This is a genomic window from Rhodococcus sp. NPDC059969 (assembly GCF_042738325.1).
Lineage (GTDB): Bacteria > Actinomycetota > Actinomycetes > Mycobacteriales > Mycobacteriaceae > Rhodococcus_F.
On the sequence record NZ_JBHWUF010000001.1, the window covers coordinates 1,555,354 to 1,575,212 of the forward strand.

A 19,859-nucleotide genomic window follows, 5' to 3' on the forward strand; every position below is an offset into this window, starting at 1 on the left:
CACGTACGCCCTTCTCTCGTCCCCCTTCTCACGTCTCCGAAAGGTTCCACGAACATGTCCGAAAAGAAGCCAGTCATCGTCTACGGCGTCTCCGGGTATACCGGCCGTCTGGTGTGTGAATACCTGCGCGAGTTCAACATCCCGTTCATCGCGGCCGGCCGCGACGCCGCTCGCATTCAAGAGGTTCTCGACAAGATCCCCGGTTTGGACACCGTCGATCACGAGGTCGTCGAGGTCGAGCACACGGTCGAGGCGCTCACCGAACTGTTCACCGGTGCTCAGGTTGTCAGCAACATGGTCGGCCCGTTCATCAAGCTCGGCGGCACCGTCGTCGAGGCCGCCTTGAATGCCGGTTGCCACTACATGGACACCACCGGTGAGCAGGACTGGGTACTCGACGTCCAGGAGAAGTTCAGCGACAAGTACCAGGAGAAGGGCCTGCTCCTCTCGCCCGGCATCGCTCAGATGTACACCACCGGTGAGATCGCGGCCAACATCGCATTGGAAACGCCGGGCCTCGACACACTCGACATTCTGGTGCTGTGGAAGGGATTTCCCACTTACGCGTCCACTCAGACGATCTTCACCATCCTCAAGGCGAACTGGTACTACCTCGAGCAGAACAAGTACGTGCAGTGGGCGCCCGGCCAGACTTTCGACGTCGTCGTTCCCGGCCAGCACGAAACTGCGCTGGCATTGCCGTGGGGCGGAACATGCCACCCGGTGTGGTTCAAGAACGATCCGCGAATTTCCAACGTCAAGGCTGCGGGCGGAGTGTTCGACCGCACCGTGATGGAAGGTGTTGTCGCGACACAGAAGATCGTGGAGGAGCAGATCAAGACCCTGCCCGCCGACGAGCAGGAAGCCGCCTTGGCCGAGATCGCCGGTTCGGTGCAGGCCGGCATGCCACCGCGTGAGAACCCACGTATCAACACCTCGATGGACTCCGTCTACGCGTCGGGCCCGCTCGGTCGCTCACACGTCGTGATCCACGGCAACTGCAACTACAAGCAGACCGGACTCCTGCACGCATACGCAGCGCATTCTCTAATTCAGCAGGCACCCAAGCGCACCGGACTCGCCTCGGCCTGCCAGGCATTCGGGCATCGCGAACTGCTCGGCGCGCTACGCAGTTTCGGGCTGGCACTGGAACCGGAAGTAACCATCAACACCTAGTCCACGCCCTCGTCATCACGTTCACGGCTCCCGGCGTACATCGCGCCGGGAGCCCCGCCCTGGAGGCTCCCCATGCGTTTGACCGACTATCTCGACAAGGGAGCCTCTCTTGGTTCCACCGCACCGTGTTTGACGATGGGGGAGCGCACGCTCTCCTACGGCGAGGTGCAACAGTTCAGCCGTCGCTTCGCAGCTTCGCTCGCGGCATCGGGCATCGCGCCGGGCGAGAAGGTCGCGATTCTGTCCGGCAATGATCCGATCTCGTTCTCGTGCGTATTCGGAATAAGCCGGGCCGGCGGTGTCTGGTGTCCGATCAATCCTCGCAATGAAGCTGCGGAAAACCGAGATCTGTTGGATCTGTTCGATTGTCGCGCTCTCTTCTTCCAGAAGTCGTACGCCCCGCTGGTCGACCAGATCAAGGACGCGCTTCCCCAGTTGGTGACGCTCGTCTGCATCGACGGCGAATGGGATTCGGCTCAGTCTCTCGAAAGCTGGCTCGGGGAAGAAGAACTCGACGCCGCGGCGCCCGACGACGTCACCATGCTGGTCGGCACCGGTGGTACGACGGGTCGGCCCAAGGGTGTGATGTTGACCGGGCACAACATCGAGACGATGACGGCCATCACCTTGATGAGCTATCCGTTCGAGGGGCGCCCGGTGTATCTGGCGCTCGCGCCGTTGACTCATGCCGCCGGTGTTCTGTGCTTCCCGATCATGGCCCTCGGCGGCGAAGTAGTGATCATGCCGAAGCCCGACCTCGGGTACTTCCTCGCGAACGTTCAGAAGCACAAGGTGACTCACACCTTCCTGCCGCCGACGCTCATCTACATGCTGCTCGAGCACGAGGCCCTGTCGGCCACGGATCTCAGCTCGCTGCAATGCTTCTGGTACGGAGCGGCGCCGATCTCCCCGACCAGACTCGCGGAGGCGATCGACAAGATCGGCCCGGTCATGGCTCAGCTGTTCGGGCAGAGTGAAGCCCCCATGATGATTTCGACGATGTCACCGAAGGAGCACTTCGGCTCGGACGGCACTGTCGCAACGTCACGACTTTCGTCGGCGGGTCGACCGTCGCCGTTGGTGACCGTGGGGATCATGGATGACAAAGGCGCGCTGCTCGGACGTGGCGAGCGTGGTGAGGTGGTGATTCGCAGTTCGTTGGTCATGGCGGGCTATTACAAGAACCCCGACGCAACCGCGGAAGCGTCAGCCCACGGCTGGCATCACACCGGCGACATCGGGTACCTGGACGAGGACAATTTCCTGTTCATCGTCGATCGCGCCAAGGACATGATCATCACGGGCGGTTTCAACGTCTACTCGGTCGAGGTCGAGCAGGCGCTCATGGCGTACCCGGGGATTCAGGACTGCGGAGTGATCGGGTTGCCGGACGACAAGTGGGGAGAACGTGTTGTGGCAGTGGTGCAGCCACACCTCGGCGCCGAAATCGACGGCGCCGAGGTAATGGCTTTCGTGAAGGCTCGCATCGGAAGTGTGAAGACTCCGAAGCAAGTCGTCGTCTGGGACGATCTACCTCGCTCCAAGGTCGGCAAAGTTCTCAAGAACGAGATCAAGAGCGAGCTGACGGGCTGAGATCACGACTCGCAGACCACGTCTTCTGCCGGCAGTGAGCCGTCGAGCAGATACGAGTTGACGGCGGCGTTAGCGCAAGTGTTCCCGTAGCTGGGGAACACCGCATGGGTACGGCCTGGAACTGTCACCAGCCGTGAGCCTTTCATGGCTTCATGCATACCAAGTCCTTCCTCGTACGTCGTGCGGGTGTCTCCGGTTGCCTGGATCTGCAATGCCGGAACGTTGCTGTCGATGTCGATCCGCTTCGGGGGCTCACTGCGCCAGAACGCGCAGGGCATGATCGTGTTGTGGGTGCCGGCAAAGATCGGCTGATCATCCCGGTGCTCTTCCAACTTGTTGCGATACCACTGGGGATCACTCGGCATCGATACGTCGCCGCAGACGATGGCGATTGTTCCGGCATAGTCGGGGCCGGTACCCAGTTCGGTCTGGAACCACGCCTGCATCAGACCCGTCAGCTGGGGGTGGATGTTCTCGACGGTCTTGCCGGACGCGAGATCGCGCAACTGGACCAATACCTGTGCGAATGCCTCACTTTCCTTCTCGGTGTCCCCGGTTCCGTTGACGTACATCAGGAATGGAAGGACGTGATCGTCGACGGCGTAGTCACCGATCCGAATCGGAGTGGTGGCTGCGTCCGAGATCAGCTTCTCGATGAGGGCGCGAACTTCGGCGGGCGTCGATCCGAGCGCATAGGTGGAGTTGCGTTCCGCTGCCCACTGTGAGAATCCGTCGATCGCCTTCTCGTTGGCCGGGCCCATGTCCTGGAACATCTCGTATCCGTACTTCTTCGGGTCCGGTGCACTGTCGAGAACCACACGATCGATCCTGTCGGGGAACATTTGAGCGTAGGTCGCACCAAGATAGGTGCCGTACGACCACCCGAAGTACGACGCCTTCTCCTGGTCGAGGGCGCCGCGAATCACGTCGAGATCGCGGGCGATATTCTGAGTATTGATGTGCGGCAAATAGTCCGGGTACTTGTCCCAGCATTTGTCAGCGGCCTCACGTGCGAGCGCGACGCTCTCGTTCCACCCTTCGTCCGTGGTACCCGGTGAACGCATCCATGACATCTGCTCGACGCCGCAGTCGATCGGCGTGCTCTTGCCGAGTCCCCGGGTGTCCATGCCGATGACGTCGTACGCCGCCGCGACCTCCGGTGTCATGCCCGCATTCAGAATCTCGGGCAAGCCCAGACCGCGGCCACCCGGGCCGCCAGGGTTGGTGAGCAGGATCCCGCGTCGCTGCGCTGGGTCGGTGGACGCGACCCGCGAGATCGCCACTTCGATTGTCTTCCCGTCAGGGGCAGAATAGTCCAAAGGCACTGTGACCATGGCGCAGTCGCTTGCCGTTGACGTTCCGGTGTCTGTGGCGCATGGTCCCCATTCGACATCCTGGTCGTAGAACGCGCTGAGATTTGGTTGTGGATCTGTCTGCGCGGCAGTAGGTTCTGAACATGCAGCCAAGGCGGGTACGGCGAGTGCGGCAGCGGCGACTGTGAAAGCCAGCCATTTTCGCGGTCGAGGCATGCGTGATCTGGGCATGATGGATCCAGTCATTGTCGTGTCCTTGTGTCGAGCCCGATTCGGGCAGCGTTGATCACCCCACTTCGAATGTGGGGGTTTATGAGGGGTTTCAGGGTCGAGATTGGCGGGCGGCGAACTCGGCCGCCACTGCCTTCGCGAATCTTTCCTGGGTGGCGGTTCGTCGATCCGCTTGGTGTTCGCGCAGTACCGCTACCAGACGAGTGGGTGAAGCACTCTCCGGTGCAGCCTGTTCAGGTAGCACGCTCTCGGTGAAGTCGCAGAACTGAATGGCAAGGGCCGCAATCGTGTCCGCGTCCGCCGGGGCGTCGGCGAGGGCGTCCATGCGAGTGATCAATTCGATTGCCTGCTCGCGGTTCGGCTCGGCCAACGCTCGGTGATGTGCGCTCAGGAGTGAATCGCAGACCTCGGGATCGCCCCCGGATACCGTGAGCGCGAGGATCAGAAGTTCGCGCTCGTTGTCGATCCATGCTGTCGGTGCTCCGGCCACGACGTACTGTGCGAGCACTTCGGAAAATGCATCGGGTAGTTCGGGATCGGCGTTGCGGCGTAGTGACTCGATGTGGGCACGTTGAACAGCGATCTGTTCGGCCTTGGTTGCCAATTCCTTGTCGAGGGCGTCGAGCGCGGACCGAGTGTCGTGAGCATCGCCGTCCAGGAGTTCGGCGATCTTGGCGACGGGGATCCCCAGATCGCGCAGACGACGGATCCGGCTCAGTCGTGCCAGGTCCACCGCCCGGTACATGCGGTAGCCGTTGGGTTGGCGTTGTGGTTCCTCGAGAAGCCCGTTCGAGTGGTAGTAGCGCACGGATCTGACTGTGGTGCCGGCCAAATTGGCCAGCTCGCCGATGGTCATCATCGTTCTGCCCTCCCGTGATCGAAGCGGATTCCGTCTGTGGAAACCATTCTCCAACCCTGACGCGGCGTCAGGGTCAAGGTTCGAATGAAGAACGTGACCGTTGACACGTTAAGGACTTGACCTTAACCTGGATTCTGTCCGTTACGACATCGTCGATTTCGAGGAAGTGCCCTGATGGCTACCCTTTTTCCTGCGGCAACGATCTTTCCGATTCCCACCGATCCGCTTGCGGCCTACGGTCCACTCGTTGCTCGCCGGAATCCCGAGTCGGTTACCCCGGCGCCGTACGAACACTTTGTGGTCAAGGCGGTCACTCCGACGATCGGAGCGGAAATCTCCGGTATTCGACTCAGTGGGGACCTGTCGGATTCCGTGATTGCGGAACTCCGCCGAGCCCTCCTCGAATGGAAAGTCCTCTTCTTTCGGGATCAGGACCTCGGCCGAGCTGATCATCGAGCTTTTGCCGAGCGTTGGGGCGATCTCGAGCAGCATCCGTTCTTCAAGTACACGCAACCCGGGCAGACGGACGTCGATGTCACGACACTTGCCAAGGATGCAATGGTCGGCGGAGTCGAGAACAACTGGCACAACGACGTCACGTGGCACGAGTTTCCGTCGTTCGCAGCGGTGCTTCGTGCAGTCGAGGTGCCAGAGGTAGGTGGTGACACGTTGTGGGCGGATACCGCAGCCGCCTACGACCTACTTCCGGAAGGCATCAAGAAGCGTATCGACCCGCTTGTTGCAGAACATGATTGGATCAATTCTTTCGGTAGGTCGATGCCGGCGGATGCGGTCGAGATGTTGCGTCCGAAGTTCCCCGCTGTGCAACATCCGGTGGTTCGGGTCATTCCCGAAAGCGGCAGGCGGGTGTTGTTCGTCAACATGACCTTCACGCAACGGATCCTCGGAGTGTCAGAAGAGGAGTCGAACCAACTCCTCACGATGTTGTATCGACACGTCAACCGTCCGGAGTTTCAGGTCCGTCTCAAGTGGGAGCCGAATACCGTTGCCTTCTGGGACAATCGGACGTGTCAGCACTATGCCGCCAGTGATTATTTCCCGGCGCGACGCGTGATGGACCGAATCTCGATAGTCGGAGATCGACCGATGGGTGTTGCGGACTGACGAGCCCCATTTCGTCCAACCTCTACTACGGGTAGTAGTAATGCAGCTCACATAGTTTTTCGACGCCTTGTCGATATGATTTCGACAAGGCGTCGATAAAAGTCGGCGTGACTCGAACCGACGACTTTGGAGCTTCCCGAATGTTCCTCGCCCTGCGTGAACTGTGGTTTGCGCGAAACCGTTTCCTCTTGATGGGTGCCGTGGTTGCCCTCATCTCGATCCTGATGGTGATCCTGTCCGGCCTCTCGTCCGGCCTGGTAAACGACGGTGTCTCCGCTTTGCAGCGGACGCCGATTCAGGCGTTTGCCTTCGCGCCGGACACCAAAGCCGACTCGGCGTTCTCGCGCTCGGTCGTCACCGAGGAGCAGGCGCAAGCGTGGCGCACGCAACCCGATGTCCAAGACGCCGAGCTCTTCGGCAACATGATCGTCAATGCAAAAACTCGCAGTGGCACGCCTGTCGATCTCACGCTCTTCGGCATCGAACCTGGCTCCTTCCTCGAGCCCGTCTCCGCCGACGGGAGGGGACTGCAAGCCGACACGGACATCATCGTCAGCTCTACCTTCCGTGACGACGGTGTTGCGATCGGTGACACCGTGATACTCGATCGACTCGGTACGGAGCTGACAGTTGTCGGATTCACCGAAGACAAGCGCACTTTCGGTCACGTCGACGTCGCCTACCTGCCCCTGCGTACTTGGCAGGAGGTTCACGCCGGTGCCAAGATCGGCGAAACCGCCAATGCCAGTGCCTTTTCCGAAGCAAGTGTTGTTGCGATTCGGGGTATTGGTGGCGCGTTGCCGGACCTTGTGTCGGGCGATGCGGCGGCGGGAACGTCCGCAAAGACGCTCGAGGAATCTTTCGACTCCTCACCAGGCTTCTCCGCGGAAATGATGACAATGTCGATGATCAAGGCGTTTCTGTACGCGATCTCGGCGCTGGTGGTCGGTGCATTCTTCAGTATCTGGACGGTTCAGCGTGGTCGTGAACTCGCAGTGTTGCGCGCAATGGGAGCCTCCACCGGCTTCCTGCTTCGTGACGGCATGGCGCAGGCACTGGTAGTGCTGCTTGGATCCATCGGCATCGGTGTGTTGCTGGGCTTGGGGCTCGGTTCGGGACTCGAAGGCGGGGGCATGCCGTTCGCCCTCGAGTCCGGCTCTGTCGTCAACGGCGCAGTGCTCTTGGCGGTACTCGGGCTGGTCGGCGCAGCCGTTGCCATCGTCCGCGTTACCCGTGTCAACCCGCTCACCGCTTTGGGAGAAAACCGATGACCACAGTCGAAAAGACCACAACCGGATTGGTATTGACCGCTGTCAGCCTTCGATTCGGTGACGGTGACTCCACCGTGCTCGCCCTCGACAACGTGAACCTCGAGGTCTCGGGCGGCGAACTTGTCGCGATCGTCGGACCGTCAGGCGCTGGAAAGTCGAGCCTGCTCGCTGTGGCCGGCGGACTCGGTCGGCCGTCCAGTGGAACGATTGTCATCGACGGCGTCGACGTGTCGGCGATGCCTGCCCGTGCCCTGGCCAAACTTCGACGAGACAAGGTCGGCTTCGTCTTTCAATCCGGCAATCTGATTCCAGCACTGACGGCGCGCGATCAGCTTCGGCTCATTCCCAAGCTCACGGGGAGGCCGGGTCGCGATCCCGAGGAATTGCTCGACTCGGTCGGTATGAGTCACCGTGCAGATCGTCGACCTGGTCAACTCTCCGGCGGTGAACGCCAGCGCGTCGGTATCGCTCGGGCTTTGATGAGCAATCCCTCGCTACTGCTCGTCGACGAGCCGACGGCTGCTCTCGACCGCAAGCGCAGCCATGAGGTGGTCGAACTGCTCTCGCGCGAAACCCACGAGGCCGGCGTCGCTACGATCATGGTGACCCACGATCACGACGTGCTCGGGCACTGCGACCGCATCCTCGAAATGGTTGACGGTCGATTGCGTCAGAGCGAGTAAGCCCGCAAGGGGACTGGAGGAGATTCGGTGCCGAGGATCGATGCGCCCACTGTGGTCGAGCATCGTGCTGCTCAGCGCCGAGCCCTCCTCGACGCTGCACACACTCTTCTGTCCGAGGCTCCGGACCGGCCGCCGGGGCTCGGTGAGGTGGCGGCGAAGGCCGGGCTCGCCAGGTCGAGTGCCTACCACTACTTCCGGTCCCGGGAAGATCTCCTCAGCGCCGTCGTCGAAGACATGTTCCCGCGCTGGAACGACAAAATCGTCGAGGCGATGGCAGGCGCCGACGATCCGGTATGGGCCTACGTCGAAGCAAACCTCCAATTGGTTGCCGACGGGGAGCACGCGATAGTCGGAGCGTTGGCGACGCTGACCCCGCAAACATTTCGAGATTCGCGGATCATGGAAATGCACGACAGTCTTGTGCTTCCTCTGGTCGAGGCCCTCCGTCTCCGTGGTGTCTCGGACCCGAAGCTCACCGCCAAGCTGATCAACTCGCTGGTGCATACGGGTACTGAACTGATCGAATCCGGTTGCAGCATGGAGGAAGTCAGGTCCGCAGTGCGTGAGGTCCTCGCGTGACGGGCTCAGGCAGCAATGAGATCCATCCGAAGATACTCGGTGATGCGGAGCAGTCTCGGGGGTTGGGATACGTCTGAGGAAAGTGCCTGAAATGCTTCGTCTTTCGCGACGAGACGCGGGGCGCCAAGGCTCACCTCCGTCTCGTCGACCGACAGTCGAGCGCTTCCCGCTTTCAAGACGTTCTGCACCCAGTCCGAGCCTGATCCGTACACCAGAATGAAGACGTAGCCACCGTCGACCGGATAGGCGTCGAGAGGCGTCCGATACGTTGCACCGGACGTGCGCCCGACGTGCGTCAGCACCGGCCACTTCCCGCTCGAGATTGCACGAGGATTGAACACTCGCTTGTTGACGTGTCCCCACCATCTCGGCATCGGCATTGTGATCTCCCTTCGCGAGAGCCTTACGGGTGTAAGGCAGGCTTACAGCTGTAAGGATGACTTACGCCTGTAAGGTTGTCAACGTATTCGTTCCTCGGAGGGGGTCTGTGTGTCACGACAGCAGCGGCAGCCGCTGAACAGAGCTCGCGTGCTCGAGGGTGCGATCCGCGTTGCCGACGCGGGTGGCGTCGAGGCCATCACGATGCGACGGGTGGCCCAGGAATTGGGCATCGAGGCGATGTCGCTCTATCACCACGTGCCGAACAAGGACGCGATTCTGGACGGCGTCGTCGACGCAGTGTTCGAGGCGATCGACCTACCCGACAGCGAGTGTGCGGATTGGCGAGATGCAATTCGTGGACGCGCGTCTTCCGCTCGCAGAGTCCTGTCGCAGCACCGTTGGGCTCTCGGTCTGCTGGATTCGCGGCGCAACCCTGGCCCGGCGACGCTGCGTCACCTCGACGCTGTGCTCGGAGTTCTCCGGAAGGCCGGGTTCACGGTGCCGATGGCCGCTCACGGAGTCTCGCTGATCGACAGCTACATCGGCGGATATGTTCTCCAGGAGGTGAATCTACCGATCAGCGGGCCCGGCGGCGTCGAAGAAGTTGCGAGTGACATCCTCGAGCGCCTTCCGGCTGAAGAGTTGCCCTTCCTTCACGAGATGATCGTCGATCACGGTCTGAGTCCGGATTATGACCACACGAGTGAGTTCGCCTATGGCCTCGATCTCATCCTCGATGCGCTGGAGGCGCGTCGAGGATCGGCGACACCGGTCCTCGAATAGCGACAATTCGTGTCCAGTTGCTCACTCCTACTGAGGTGACGCAAGGTGTGTGCACGCGGATGAGCTGCAGTGTCCCTATTGACAGGTGGCTGTATATACAGGACTATACATTCATCAAAAGTGACCCAAGGCACATTGCGTAGATGATGTGATGCACGCCCGCGGTGGCCGAGTCCTTCGATCGATGGAGTTCTGATGACTGAACGTCTTCCTGCGGAAGACCAGACGGGAGACAACAGTGTCCTGCTCGACGGGAGGGGGCTCTCGGTTCATCGGGTGAATGAAATTGCTCGAGAGCCGGCCTTTATCAGACCTGCCGAAGCCGCGCTCGAGCTCACTCGGCGGTCATGGGAGACCGCGGTTCGGGTTTCCTCCCGTCAGGCGGTGTACGGGCGCACTACCGGGGTAGGCGGGAATCGCGAAACATCCGTCTCCGACGGTGTGCAGCAGGATCTGAGGCTTCTGAGAAGTCACGCAACGGGATCGGGCCCCAGGCTCCCTGACCGGTTGGTGCGCGCCGCGATCGTCATCCGCACCAACCAGATCCTCAACGGCGGCTCAGGTATGCATCCCGACATCATCGACGGTTTGGTTGCTGCTGTTGCTTCACAGAACCTGCCGACAGTGCACGCACGCGGCGCGATCGGAACGGGTGACCTGAGTGCGTTCTCCGAAATTGCCTTGGGGCTGATCGGCGAGAGCCCGCTTCGCGACGGACGCACAGGGGTCAGTTGGACTCCACACCACGGTGATGCACTTCCCTTCATCTCCACCAACGCGATGACGGTGGCGATCGCCGGCGACACCAGCATCGAAGTTGCGGGGTGGCTTCAGCACTGCTTGGTTGTCAGCGTCCTTTCCGTGCTCGCGTCGCGAAGTTCTGTCGAACCGTTTGCTGCACAGGTGCAATCGGCAAGAATGCACTTCGGTCAAGCGGAAGTCGCAGAGAGGGTTCGCGAGCTGCTGGCACCACACGACATCGCACCCGTGAGGGTTCAGGACTCGTTCGGGTTTCGCGCCCTACCTCAAATCTTGGGTGCCACCTGGCAAGCGGTGCATCGACTGCAGAACACGCTGAGTATCGAGATGAATTCGTCTTCGGAGAATCCGCTGGTGTCGGTCGAAGACGACATGGTGTTCCACAATGGGAATTTCCATGCGATGCCGATCGCGCTTGCGGTCGACGAGGCGAAGTTGGCGATCGCCAGTGCTGCCCTGCTCTCGCAATGTCGGCTCGCCAACCTCTCCGATCCTGCAGTCACCGGCCTTCGTGCGTTCCTCGCGGACGGTCCGGACGGCAGCAGCGGCACCATGCTTCTCGAATACACGACTTCTGCTGCCATCGCCGAGATCCGCTCGTCGGCAGCTCCGGGGTCGTTGGGCCACACGGTAATTTCGCGCGGTACCGAGGACCATGCAAGTTTCGCATCCCAAGCTGCAACTCAATTGGCGGACATCCTCGGCCAATCTCGATTGGTGCTGGCGTGCGAACTGATCTCCGCCGTTCGCGCACTTTCGCAACAGCAACGTGAGTTGGATCCGGCGACCGAGCTCGGCGCGTACCTTGCGCGTGCGCGCATGGTGCTGGATGCGAGGACCGAAGATCGTTCGCTCAGTGCCGATCTGAGTGCCGGTGTGAACTTTCTTTCTCAGCCGATCGGCCCATAAGCAGGTGGACTGAATCACAAGTAGGTGTGTGCTCGAACAGAACTCGACCAATTCTCCTGGGTGCGTCCGGACTCAGGTCGACACGAAAGTAGTTCGTAGATGATCAAATTCGACAAAGTCACCAAGGCGTATCCAGACGGAACGATTGCCGTCGATGCTCTCGATCTGGAGTGCCCGACGGGAAAGATCACCGCGTTGGTGGGTCCTTCCGGCTGCGGCAAGACAACCTCACTTCGCATGATCAACAGGTTGATCGAACCTACGTCAGGCGCGATTTCGCTCGACGGTGAGTCCACGGCGGGAATGGATCCGGCACTTCTGCGTCGACGCATCGGGTACGTGATCCAGCACGCCGGTCTCTTTCCCCATCGCACCATCGTCGACAACATTGCGACGATGCCCCGCTTGCTCGGGGCGAGCAAGAAGGAATCACGGACTCGCGCTATGGAACTGCTCGAAACGGTTGGTCTGACAACTAACTTTGCCGACCGCTATCCGTGGCAGCTCTCCGGTGGACAACAACAGCGAGTCGGTGTCGCGCGAGCGTTGGCCGCGGATCCGTCATTCATGCTGATGGACGAACCGTTCAGCGCCGTGGATCCGGTCGTCCGTGGCCAACTGCAAGACGAGTTTCTCCGCCTGCAAAAGGAGATCGGAAAAACGATCATCATCGTCACCCACGACATCGACGAAGCACTGAAACTCGGGGATCAAGTGGTGGTTCTGCGTACCGGAGGCATTCTTGCGCAGGCGGCGACGCCCCTCGAGTTGCTCACTCAACCCGCCGACGAATTTGTTGCCGATTTCGTCGGGCGTGACCGTGGGTACCGATCGTTGGGATTCACGACTTTGGACGGCGAGCTGCCGACAGTTTCAGAACCCGTCGCACATTTGGGCGATTCCGCTGCGGCGGCCCGCGCACTCACAGGCGATACGTGGCTCTTGGTAGTGGACCCCGCGAACAAGCCGCTCGGGTGGGTGAAGCCGGACGCACTTATGGATCGTATTCGCCCGGACGACTTGAATCTCAGTGGAACACTTGCTGATTCCAAAGGCACGATGCGAGCTCTGTTGGATGCGGCGCTGTCAGCGCCGAGTAAGCGTGGCGTTGTCGTCGATGATGCCGGACACCTGGTGGGAACCGTCACCGCCCACGCTGCGGTGGAAGCCATCGAGGCCGCCGACCTGGCCGACGCAGGGAGAGCACTCCGATGAACTTCGAATGGCTCGGACGCCAGTCCGATCGGATCATGGACCTGGTGGGTTGGCACATTCTTCTGTCGTTGATTCCCTTGGTGATCGGCTTGGTGGTCGCGTTGCCGATCGGCTGGGTCGCCTATCGCAGTCGCCGATTGCATCCCTACGTGGTGGGCACGGCCGGATTGCTCTACACGATCCCCTCGCTCGCGCTGTTCGTCCTCCTGCCTCCGATTCTCGGTACCAAGATTCTCGATCCGATGAACATCATCGTGGCGCTCACTGTGTACACCGTTGCCCTGCTCGTACGGGTAGTGGCCGATGCGCTCGATTCGGTTCCGCCGGAAACGGTTCTGGCGGCAACGGCGATGGGCTACCGGCCATACCAGACGCTGTTGAAAGTGCAGTTGCCGGTTGGAGTTCCGGTGATCTGCGCGGGTTTGCGCGTAGCAGTCGTCTCGAACGTAAGTCTTGTCTCACTCGGCGCACTTCTGGGGATCCCGCAGATTGGTTCGTTGTTCACTCAGGGATTTCAGTTGCGCTTCTACACTCCCATCATCGCGGGTATCGCTCTGTGCCTGGTGCTGGCGTTGATCCTTGATCTCCTCATCATGTTGGCGAATCGGTTGCTGACACCGTGGACCCCGAAAGTGACTACATCATGATCAACTACCTTCTCGACGGATCCCACTGGACCGGGCCGGACGGCATCCCCACCCTTCTCGTGCAACATCTGATGTATACATTCGCTGCGCTGGCGGTGGCGGCGGTCATCGCGATCCCGCTCGGTCTCTACATCGGACACACCGGACGGGGATCCGTTGTGGTTGCTGGACTGGCGAACTCGCTGCGAGCGCTGCCGACCATCGGTCTGCTGATCCTGCTGGTTCTCATCATCGCGCCCTCTTTTCCGAACAAACTCGCGTACCTGATTCCCAGTCTCATCGTCCTGGTACTTCTCGCGATCCCTCCCATCCTCACCAATACGTATGCCGGCGTCCGAGCGGTCGATCAGGCTGCGGTCGACGCCGCGCGGGGAATGGGATTTCGGTCGATGCGGATCTTGACCGAGGTCGAAATTCCGTGCGCCCTGCCACTCATGTTGTCCGGCATCAGAAGTGCTGTTCTTCAGATCGTCTCCACGGCGACTGTCGCCGCGTACATTTCGTTGGGTGGACTCGGCCGGTTGCTGATCGACGGAAAGGCCCAGAGCGACTACGGCCAGATGGCGGCTGGAGCCGTGCTGGTATCGCTGATCGCCCTGGTCTTCGATCTCGGAATCGGCGCACTGACCGCGCGGGTCGTTTCGCCCGGCATCACCAGGCGCGATCGGAAGAAGAAGACAGAGAAGACCGCCGCCCCAGCACCGCGCACTGCTGTGCCTGCGCCCGCACCGATCTGAGGACATTCGAGATGAAAAAGGTATTGATCGCCGCGTTGGTCGGTGTGACAGCTGTTGCGTTGTCCAGTTGCGGAATCGGCAAGGACCCCTTGGCTACCGATGGTGGTGGTAGTGCCGAGGGCGCCATAGTGATCGGTTCCGCCGACTTTCCCGAGAGCCAACTGATTGCGACCATTTACGCCGAAGCGCTTCGTGCCAACGGTATCGACGTTACCGAGAAGTTGAACATCGGTAGTCGAGAACTCTACGTACCGGCATTGCGCGACGGTTCCATCGATCTGATTCCCGAGTATTCCGGCGCCTTGTTGCAATATTTGGACAGCAAGACAATGGCGACGGCGTCAGATGAAGTGTCCGCTGAAATCGATGCGAAATTGCCCAAGGGCCTGGTAGCTCTCGAGCCGTCGCCCGCAGAGGACAAGGACGTACTTGCCGTCAAACAGGAGACGGCGGAAAAGTATTCGCTGGAGACCATCGAGGATTTGGTGCAGCATGCCGACGAGTTGACTCTCGGCGGTCCGCCAGAATGGAAGACGCGTGAAAACGGCGTTGCCGGGTTGAAGGCCAAGTACGGCCTGACTTTCCGGGAGTTCCTGGCCCTCGATGCAGGTGGGCCCCTGACGCTCAACGCGCTTCTGAGCGGGCAGATACAGGTAGCCGATGTCTTCAGCACCGATCCTGCGATGCGCTCGGAGAACTTGGTCGCGCTCGAGGACACGAAGCACCTCTTTCTCGCCGAGAACATCACGCCGATCATCAACGAATTGAAGGCTCGCGATGACGTCCGCTCAGTGCTCGCGGGCGTTTCGGCGGCGCTGACCACCGAGGACCTCATCGAGATGAACCAGCGCGTCGCTGATCTCGACGACATGAGTGACATCGCTCAGGACTGGTTGCAGGAGAACTCCCTGGTGCCATGATCGAAGGCCCGGTGTTGTTCTCGTCGTCGGTCGAAACAGACGATATCGATAGGACGCGGGCCGGGGTAACGTCGCGAAGTCAGGCGTGCCTCGGCCTCACGGGGACCCGTTCAGACCAAGGATTTCCACATGCCGAGAAGCCGACCGCGCACACCCGTTGGACGAGTTCGGAACGACGCAGCCACTACAACCAGGTTTGTCGTGGCCGGCGTGTGTCTGGTGTTCTCGCTCGGTGCCTGTTCATCCGACAGTCGCGACAGCACAGACGAAACGTCAAGCAAGTTCAGAGAAATTCGGTTCGCTCACGCTTGGTATGACACGCCGGTGATCCGGGTCAAGTCGGTAATGGCGACCCAGGAGGATTGATCGGCTTTTCGATTCACGACGGCACGGTCGGGCCTCCCGTGATCGGTGGCGTCCCCGGCTTCGAGTACTGCTCGGGCAATTCGTCGACTTCGCCTTCACAATTGCCGACGGCGTCCACATCCGAGGGGTGCGGAACGATCACGTACCCCCCAGACAGGCGTCATCGCCTCCATCGACAATCTGGAAGGCGGTATGACTTGTGAGGGGTCAATGGATGTCGCCCAAAGGTACCTGAATGACACGCCGCTCAGCCATGGCGAAAACACCTGGTCAGCGGAGTTCGACGGTTGGCTGTGCGGTGTCTTGACTGCAACCGCCAGCGAGGTCGAAGGGCTCAGTTTGAAGTGCTCGGACAGAACTCGTGGAACCAGTTTTCAGGCGGTTCCGTAGATCTGCTGGAGGCCCGCCGAGTTCAGCGCTGAACCGGCACGTGCTTCGTGACTATCCGGTGGATCAGGCGAGCAGCCGTTCGGGCAGTGCGATTGTCGACGTCGAGGCTCGGGTTCAGTTCGGCGACATCGAGAACCGCGAGCTTGCCACTGGACGTGACTCGGTCACAGACGTATTGGATGGTTTCGAGGCTGACTCCGTAGGCCGCAGGTGCGCTGACGCCCGGCGCCACAGCTGCAGGCAGGACGTCGAGGTCGATGGTCAGGTAGACCAGATCGACGTCGTCGAGGAAGTCTGCGAGGAACTGATCCACGACGGCTCGGCCGATCGCTCCGCATTCTTCGTCGAGCAGATAGCGAACGCCAAGGCGGTGAGCCGTGTCGAACAGGGCAGTGGTGTTGCTCGGCTGGCTGATTCCGATCACGCTGTACTGATGCGAGGTGCCTGCCGCGGCTTCGTCCTCGGCGATCTGACGAAAGGGTGTGCCGGAGCTGGGTATCGGGTCGCCCCGCAGGTCGAAGTGCGCGTCCAGATTGAGAATTCCGAGTTTGGCTCCGGCGATCCGCAACTCGGAGCCCGCGACGCCGAGATACGTGCCGTAGGCGATTTCGTGTCCTCCCCCGAGAACGACGGGGAAGTGTCCCGAATCAAGCGCAGCGCTGACGGCGTTCCCGAGTGCGGCTTGACCGGCCTCGAGTTCTTCACCCGACACGGCAACGGTTCCGGCGTCCTGAATCTGCAGCGGTTCGGCCAGCGCCATGGAGGCCAACCCCGCTCGCAAAGCGTCCGGGCCGTCAGCAGCACCGCGCCGTCCCTTGTTGCGCCGGACGCCTTCGTCGCTGGAGAAACCGATCAGGACGCAGTCGCCGGGCGTCTGGTCTACCGAATACGGTTGCACGGCATGGTGCCAACGCAAATGCTCGGCGGTGGTGCCGTCGGAGCGCCCTGTCCACGGCGTGGGTTCGATGTCGACTGCGATCTGATGTGCCACGACGGCCTCCCGGTGAGTGTATTTCAGTAGCTGGTGGCGAGTGCGCCGTTTCTCCAGACCTCGCGCACCAGTGGCACGCCCGGGCGGTAGGCGAGGTGGAGGTACGACGGTGCATCGAGCGCGATGGCGTCGGCACGTGTTCCGAGAGAAAGGGTTCCGACGTCGGAGCGCTGCAACGCCCGGGCGCCGCCTGCAGTGGCGGCCCAGACTGCTTCAGCGGGCGTCATGTGCATGTCTCGCACCGCAATTGCGATGCAGAACGGGAGGCTGGTGGTGTAGCAGGTGCCGGGGTTGCAGTCGGCGCCGAGAGCTACGGTGACTCCGGCGTCCAGCAGTGCGCGGGCGTCGGGGTACTTGTTGCGGGTGGAGAAGTCGGCACCTGGCAACAGTGTTGCGACGGTGGAGCTCTGAGCCAGGGCGTCGATGTCCTCGGCGGTGACGTACGTGACGTGATCGACGGATGCGGCACCCATTTCGACGGCGAGCTGGACTCCTGGTCCTTCGCCGAGTTGGTTTCCGTGGACGCGGGGGACCAGTCCGGCGGCGACGCCTGCGCTCAGAACTGCGTGTGCCTGTTCGCGATTGAACGCACCGCGCTCGCAGAAGACGTCGATCCATTTCGCGTGTGGCGCACAGGCAGGGATCATCTCGTCGCACGCCATGGCAACGTAATCATCGGCGCGGCCGGCATATTCGGGTGGTGGAACGTGGGCCGCCAGCAGTGTGACCTCGTCGGTGAACTGCCCGGCGATCATCGCGCTGCGTAGTTCGCTCTCGGTGTTCTGCCCGTACCCGGTCTTGCATTCGACGGTTGTGCTGCCCGAGCGCAGGGATTCGTCGAGTAGGCGTCGAACATTGGCCTGTAATTGTTCGTCGGTGGCCGAGCGTGTCGCTTCGATGGTGTTGCGGATGCCACCGGCAGCGTACTTTTCGCCCGCCATCCGAGCTGCGAATTCCTCGGCCCTCTCGCCACCGAACACCAAGTGCGAGTGGCTCTCCACGAAGCCGGGCAGGAGTGCCCGGCCGCCGATATCCTGACCGATATCGGCAGCCGGGGCGTCGGCGGAATCGCCGACCCAAGCAACAACGCCGTCGTCGAAGACGATTGCCGCGTCGTGTCGTACACCGAGCTTGCCCTCACCCAGAGTCGGGTCATTGGTGACGAGGGTTCCGATGTTGGTCAGAACTGTGGTTCGAGAACCATTCGTGGTCAATGTAATTCCTAACTCAGGGTGAGGTGGTGGAGCTGGTTCAGTTCTCGGTCATCGGGATACGGACGCCGCGGGTGGCTGCGGTGTCGATGGCGTGGTCGTATCCTGCATCGGCATGCCGGATGACGCCCATACCGGGGTCGTTGGTGAGAACTGCTTCGAGCTTCTTGGCTGCGAGTTCGGTGCCGTCGGCGATGCACACCTGTCCTGCATGGATGGAGCGTCCCATACCGACGCCGCCACCCTGGTGAAGTGAAACCCATGAAGCGCCGGATGCGGTGTTGACCAGGGCGTTGAGCAGCGGCCAGTCGGCGATCGCGTCGGACCCGTCGATCATCGATTCGGTTTCGCGGTACGGCGAGGCGACCGATCCGGAGTCGAGGTGATCACGGCCGATGGCGATCGGTGCGGACAGCTCGCCCGAGGCGACCATCTCGTTGAACTTGAGACCGGCGAGGTGACGCTCACCGTATCCGAGCCAGCAGATGCGAGCCGGAAGGCCCTCGAAGGCAACCTTTTCGCCTGCCATGGTGATCCAGCGGCGCAGGTGCTCGTTCTCGGGGAAGAGTTCGAGGATGGCCTTGTCGGTGGCCTCGATGTCCTTGGGATCACCGGAGAGTGCTGCCCAGCGGAAGGGGCCGAGGCCTTCTTCGAAGAGCGGGCGGATGTAGGCGGGAACGAATCCGGGGAAGTCGAAAGCGCGGTCGTAGCCGGCCTTGCGAGCCTCGTCGCGGATGGAGTTGCCGTAGTCGAACACCTCGGCGCCCGCATCCATGAATCCGACCATGGCCTTGACGTGTGCGGCCATCGCGTTGCGGGAATCTTCGGTGAACTTCTGCGGATCCTTCTCCGACATGGTCTTCATGTCGGAGAAGTCGATGCCGATCGGCAGGTAGGCGAGGGGATCGTGCGCCGAGGTCTGGTCGGTCACGATGTCGATGGGGGCCTTCATCTCCAGCAGCGCCGGGAAGATCTCTGCCGCATTGCCTTCGAGGCCGATGGAGAGTGGCTTCTTCGCATCGCGTGCCGCGGTCGCCAATTCGAGCGCGTGCTCGATGCTGTCGGCCTTGGTGTCGAGATACTTGTGGGCGATACGACGGTCGATGCGGGTGATGTCGCAGTCGACGCAGATCGCGACGCCGTCGTTCATCGTGACGGCGAGAGGCTGAGCGCCGCCCATGCCGCCGAGACCCGCAGTGAGGGTGATCGTTCCGGCGAGCGATCCGTTGTAGCGCTTCTTCGCGATGGCGCCGAAGGTCTCGTACGTACCCTGCAGGATTCCCTGGGTGCCGATGTAAATCCAAGAGCCTGCGGTCATCTGGCCGTACATGGTCAGGCCGAGGTCTTCGAGACGGCGGAACTCTTCCCAGTTCGCCCAGTCGCCGACCAGGTTGGAGTTGGCGATCAGCACTCGCGGTGCCCACTCGTTGGTGCGGAAAACACCGACCGGCTTGCCGGACTGCACCAGCATGGTCTCGTCGTTCTTCAGCGTCTTCAGCGTGGCGACCATGGCGTCGAAGGCAGCCCAACTACGTGCTGCGCGACCGGTTCCGCCGTAGACGACGAGGCTGTCCGGGTGCTCGGCAACATCGGGGTCGAGGTTGTTCATGAGCATGCGCAGGGCGCCCTCTTGCTGCCAACCGAGCGTCGTGAGCTCGGGGCCGCGGGGAGCACGGACGGGGCGCGGCTCGTGGCCGGGGGTGCTGATTTCCATTGTGTT

At 61.5% G+C, this 19,859-nt stretch carries 18 protein-coding genes; 12 read left to right on the forward strand and 6 right to left on the reverse strand.

Going from position 1 to position 19,859, the window contains the following annotated elements; genetic code table 11:
* Positions 1–54 precede the first annotated feature (54 nt).
* Both ACFWAD_RS07285 and ACFWAD_RS07290 read left to right on the forward strand, forming a co-directional pair.
* The gene (locus tag ACFWAD_RS07285) at positions 55–1,176 is read left to right on the forward strand and encodes a DUF5938 domain-containing protein (RefSeq protein ID WP_378542475.1); all 1,122 of its coding nucleotides are present in this window, start codon (positions 55–57) and stop codon (positions 1,174–1,176) included.
* A 72-nt stretch (positions 1,177–1,248) separates the two neighbouring features.
* On the forward strand, positions 1,249–2,769 hold the full coding sequence (locus tag ACFWAD_RS07290; protein WP_378542477.1) for an AMP-binding protein: 1,521 nt from the start codon (positions 1,249–1,251) through the stop codon (positions 2,767–2,769).
* Positions 2,770–2,771: 2 nt separating this feature from the next.
* On the opposite strand, the gene ACFWAD_RS07295 is transcribed toward ACFWAD_RS07290, so the two are convergent.
* A complete protein-coding gene (locus tag ACFWAD_RS07295; protein ID WP_378542479.1) occupies positions 2,772–4,328 on the reverse strand; it encodes an alpha/beta hydrolase in 1,557 nt (518 codons plus the stop codon).
* A gap of 76 nt (positions 4,329–4,404) precedes the next feature.
* Entirely contained in the window at positions 4,405–5,172 is a 768-nt protein-coding gene (locus tag ACFWAD_RS07300; RefSeq protein WP_378446830.1) for a MerR family transcriptional regulator, read from the reverse strand.
* Positions 5,173–5,346: 174 nt separating this feature from the next.
* Between ACFWAD_RS07300 and ACFWAD_RS07305 the strand changes: the two genes are divergently transcribed.
* The 4 genes from ACFWAD_RS07305 to ACFWAD_RS07320 all read left to right on the forward strand — a co-directional run bounded on the left by ACFWAD_RS07305 (position 5,347) and on the right by ACFWAD_RS07320 (position 8,830).
* Positions 5,347–6,297 (forward strand): TauD/TfdA dioxygenase family protein, encoded by a 951-nt coding sequence (locus ACFWAD_RS07305; RefSeq protein ID WP_378542481.1) that lies wholly within the window; start codon positions 5,347–5,349, stop codon positions 6,295–6,297.
* 140 nt (positions 6,298–6,437) lie between these two features.
* Positions 6,438–7,568 carry an ABC transporter permease gene (locus ACFWAD_RS07310; RefSeq protein WP_378542928.1) on the forward strand — a complete coding sequence of 377 codons (1,131 nt, stop codon included), beginning with the start codon at positions 6,438–6,440 and terminating at the stop codon, positions 7,566–7,568.
* Entirely contained in the window at positions 7,565–8,251 is a 687-nt protein-coding gene (locus ACFWAD_RS07315; RefSeq protein WP_230815256.1) for an ABC transporter ATP-binding protein, read from the forward strand. The genes ACFWAD_RS07310 and ACFWAD_RS07315 overlap by 4 nt, the downstream gene beginning before the upstream one ends.
* A gap of 27 nt (positions 8,252–8,278) precedes the next feature.
* Complete coding sequence (locus tag ACFWAD_RS07320) at positions 8,279–8,830, forward strand: TetR/AcrR family transcriptional regulator (RefSeq protein WP_378542483.1); 552 nt, start codon at positions 8,279–8,281, stop codon at positions 8,828–8,830.
* A gap of 5 nt (positions 8,831–8,835) precedes the next feature.
* On the opposite strand, the gene ACFWAD_RS07325 is transcribed toward ACFWAD_RS07320, so the two are convergent.
* Positions 8,836–9,210 (reverse strand): nitroreductase family deazaflavin-dependent oxidoreductase, encoded by a 375-nt coding sequence (locus ACFWAD_RS07325; RefSeq protein ID WP_378531452.1) that lies wholly within the window; start codon positions 9,208–9,210, stop codon positions 8,836–8,838.
* Positions 9,211–9,319: 109 nt separating this feature from the next.
* Between ACFWAD_RS07325 and ACFWAD_RS07330 the strand changes: the two genes are divergently transcribed.
* From ACFWAD_RS07330 to ACFWAD_RS07355, 6 genes are all read left to right on the forward strand, one after another.
* A complete protein-coding gene (locus ACFWAD_RS07330) occupies positions 9,320–9,994 on the forward strand; it encodes a TetR/AcrR family transcriptional regulator (protein ID WP_378542485.1) in 675 nt (224 codons plus the stop codon).
* 195 nt (positions 9,995–10,189) lie between these two features.
* Complete coding sequence (locus ACFWAD_RS07335; RefSeq protein WP_378542487.1) at positions 10,190–11,662, forward strand: aromatic amino acid ammonia-lyase; 1,473 nt, start codon at positions 10,190–10,192, stop codon at positions 11,660–11,662.
* 99 nt (positions 11,663–11,761) lie between these two features.
* Positions 11,762–12,877, forward strand: a complete 1,116-nt coding sequence (locus ACFWAD_RS07340; protein WP_378531460.1) for an ABC transporter ATP-binding protein — start codon at positions 11,762–11,764, stop codon at positions 12,875–12,877.
* Entirely contained in the window at positions 12,874–13,524 is a 651-nt protein-coding gene (locus tag ACFWAD_RS07345; RefSeq protein WP_378446824.1) for an ABC transporter permease, read from the forward strand. The genes ACFWAD_RS07340 and ACFWAD_RS07345 overlap by 4 nt, the downstream gene beginning before the upstream one ends.
* The gene (locus ACFWAD_RS07350) at positions 13,521–14,261 is read left to right on the forward strand and encodes an ABC transporter permease (RefSeq protein ID WP_378542930.1); all 741 of its coding nucleotides are present in this window, start codon (positions 13,521–13,523) and stop codon (positions 14,259–14,261) included. Before ACFWAD_RS07345 ends, ACFWAD_RS07350 begins: the two co-directional genes overlap by 4 nt.
* 11 nt (positions 14,262–14,272) lie before the next feature.
* Positions 14,273–15,181 (forward strand): ABC transporter substrate-binding protein, encoded by a 909-nt coding sequence (locus ACFWAD_RS07355; protein WP_378542489.1) that lies wholly within the window; start codon positions 14,273–14,275, stop codon positions 15,179–15,181.
* A gap of 778 nt (positions 15,182–15,959) precedes the next feature.
* Here the strand turns inward: ACFWAD_RS07355 and hutG are convergent.
* The 3 genes from hutG to hutU are packed head-to-tail and all read right to left on the reverse strand — an operon-like array spanning position 15,960 to position 19,853.
* Positions 15,960–16,928 carry a formimidoylglutamase gene (gene hutG, locus ACFWAD_RS07360; protein ID WP_378531466.1) on the reverse strand — a complete coding sequence of 323 codons (969 nt, stop codon included), beginning with the start codon at positions 16,926–16,928 and terminating at the stop codon, positions 15,960–15,962.
* Positions 16,929–16,951: 23 nt separating this feature from the next.
* Positions 16,952–18,142, reverse strand: a complete 1,191-nt coding sequence (gene hutI, locus ACFWAD_RS07365) for an imidazolonepropionase (protein WP_378531468.1) — start codon at positions 18,140–18,142, stop codon at positions 16,952–16,954.
* A 37-nt stretch (positions 18,143–18,179) separates the two neighbouring features.
* Positions 18,180–19,853 (reverse strand): urocanate hydratase, encoded by a 1,674-nt coding sequence (gene hutU / locus ACFWAD_RS07370; RefSeq protein ID WP_317552059.1) that lies wholly within the window; start codon positions 19,851–19,853, stop codon positions 18,180–18,182.
* Positions 19,854–19,859 lie beyond the last annotated feature (6 nt).